The sequence below is a fragment of the Caballeronia sp. M23-90 genome (genome assembly GCF_053574605.1).
In genome coordinates this window covers 1-1,684 of record NZ_JBSIPA010000768.1, presented here as the reverse complement: position 1 = coordinate 1,684, position 1,684 = coordinate 1, and the positions used below count along the sequence as shown (strand labels likewise).

Here is a 1,684-nt window from a genome sequence, read left to right as displayed (position 1 = left end):
CAGTATCGAGCGCTATGTTCAGCAGTACAACCAGCACAAGCGAGCGTTTGTGTGGACTGCAACAGCCGATTCCATTCTCAAGAAAGTGGCGAAACTATGTAAAGTTATTTCTGGGACAGAACACTAGGACGTCCTTGAAGCGCGGATGCCGGCAGCTTTCCAGCCAGCCGAAGATCACGGTTTCGGCGGTAGTGGGGAACGCGCCGTCTTGCTGGGCTCTCGCCAGTGCGATTGCCTTATTCTCCGGCGCGCGTGAACCGGTGGCATCGGCAACAAGTTCTACCGTATAGCCGAGCCTCAGCAAACCGCGCACGGTCAGCAGCACGCAGACATGCGCTTCGCAACCGGCCACGAACAACACGGTGTTCCTCGACGGTAGCGCAGCGGTGAATTCGGGGCAGAGGGTGGCGTCGAAGGTATGTTTTTCTATTAATCGATGCCGCTCGCCAATCAAGCCATCCACGGTCGCACCCAGGCCATGCGAATTTTGTTCCGTGAAAAGTACCGGGATATGGAGCAGATCCGCCGCCCTGATGAGCGCGGCGCAATGCCTGAACACGCGTTCCCCGTGTTGGATATGCGGCATCAGCTTCGCCTGCATATCGACCACGATCAACGCGCGGTCGGGCTTCGATTCAGGCTTCACTTTCCATGATCCGGTCGATCAGCCGCGCGTTTTCTCCCGCCGATCCAATGCCTTCGTGCTTGGCCATTGGAATGAAGAAGTGCGTCTTCACGTTCGGCAGATTGGCGCGTTCGAGCCACCCGTTCAGATGTTGCGTGAGGCGGTGCGCAGGGGCATCGAGTTCTTCACGCAAGCTCGCAGGCAATTGCTCCAGATAGCGCGCCTCGGTCTGATACGGTTCGGGGGCGACGCACAATGCATCGGGACGGCCATCGGGGTCTGCCGGCAGGCGTTCGAGCGCCTCGCGCAAAAGCGCCACGCCCAGACCCTGACTGCGCCAGCTCTTGCGCACTTCCCACGTACCGATAAACACCACCCGGTGCGTATTGAACACTGAACACAAACGTTCCGGCCCGAGCGCCTCGGTTGCGGCGAGCGCCATAGACAGCATTTCGCCGGAATACGTATCCAGCACATACACCAGGTCGGCGCTGCTCTGAATGGGCGGCACTTTTACCAGCTTCAATTCGACGGCCGCCACGACGATATCCGTTCCCGCCTCGTGGAAGACGGCGAACGCGGTGCCGAGGCGTTCGTCGTCGACTTGCGGATATTCATGACGGTACGTCATTGTCAGCAGGAACGGGCCGATCTTCTCCCTGTACGCGAGCGGCTTGTCGACGTCATAGTCGCTCGTGCCTTCCAGCCCGTACGGATCGTAATCCTGCGCTGCCGTCTCGCCCGGTGCACGCAATCCGCCAACGGCCGCAGCCGGCCGGCGCGACTTTGGCACGAGGTCTTCCGGCAAACCTTCCCAGCTCAGCCGGAGGAATTCGCGTCCGCCGCGATAATGCGTTTCAAACAGCGACGCCACCGGCGCGCCCGAAAACGGCGCGAGGATGCGCTCGGCCGATTCCATCGCGCGATCCATGAGCTGGTCGGCTTCGGCAGGATCGGGCACGTGGCCAGGTTGGCTGCTCACTGCTATCGTCCCGCGAAGCTGTGTGACGATTTGATAGCTGACCCATAAGCCGAGGCCGTAACTGCGCACCCCAGCCA

At 60.6% G+C, this 1,684-nt stretch carries 2 protein-coding genes and 1 pseudogene; 1 reads left to right on the top strand and 2 read right to left on the bottom strand.

What is annotated here, in order from left to right; all coding sequences use genetic code 11:
- Positions 1 to 127: pseudogene (locus ACRXB1_RS35675) on the top strand (IS630 family transposase); the annotation flags it as partial.
- Here ACRXB1_RS35675 and ACRXB1_RS35670 read toward each other — a convergent pair.
- Entirely contained in the window at positions 95 to 646 is a 552-nt protein-coding gene (locus ACRXB1_RS35670; RefSeq protein ID WP_449494726.1) for an isochorismatase family protein, read from the bottom strand. The pseudogene ACRXB1_RS35675 and the gene ACRXB1_RS35670 overlap by 33 nt on opposite strands.
- A partial coding sequence (locus ACRXB1_RS35665; protein ID WP_449494725.1) for an inositol monophosphatase occupies positions 636 to 1,684 on the bottom strand: 1,049 nt, incomplete at its 5' end. The genes ACRXB1_RS35670 and ACRXB1_RS35665, both read right to left, overlap by 11 nt.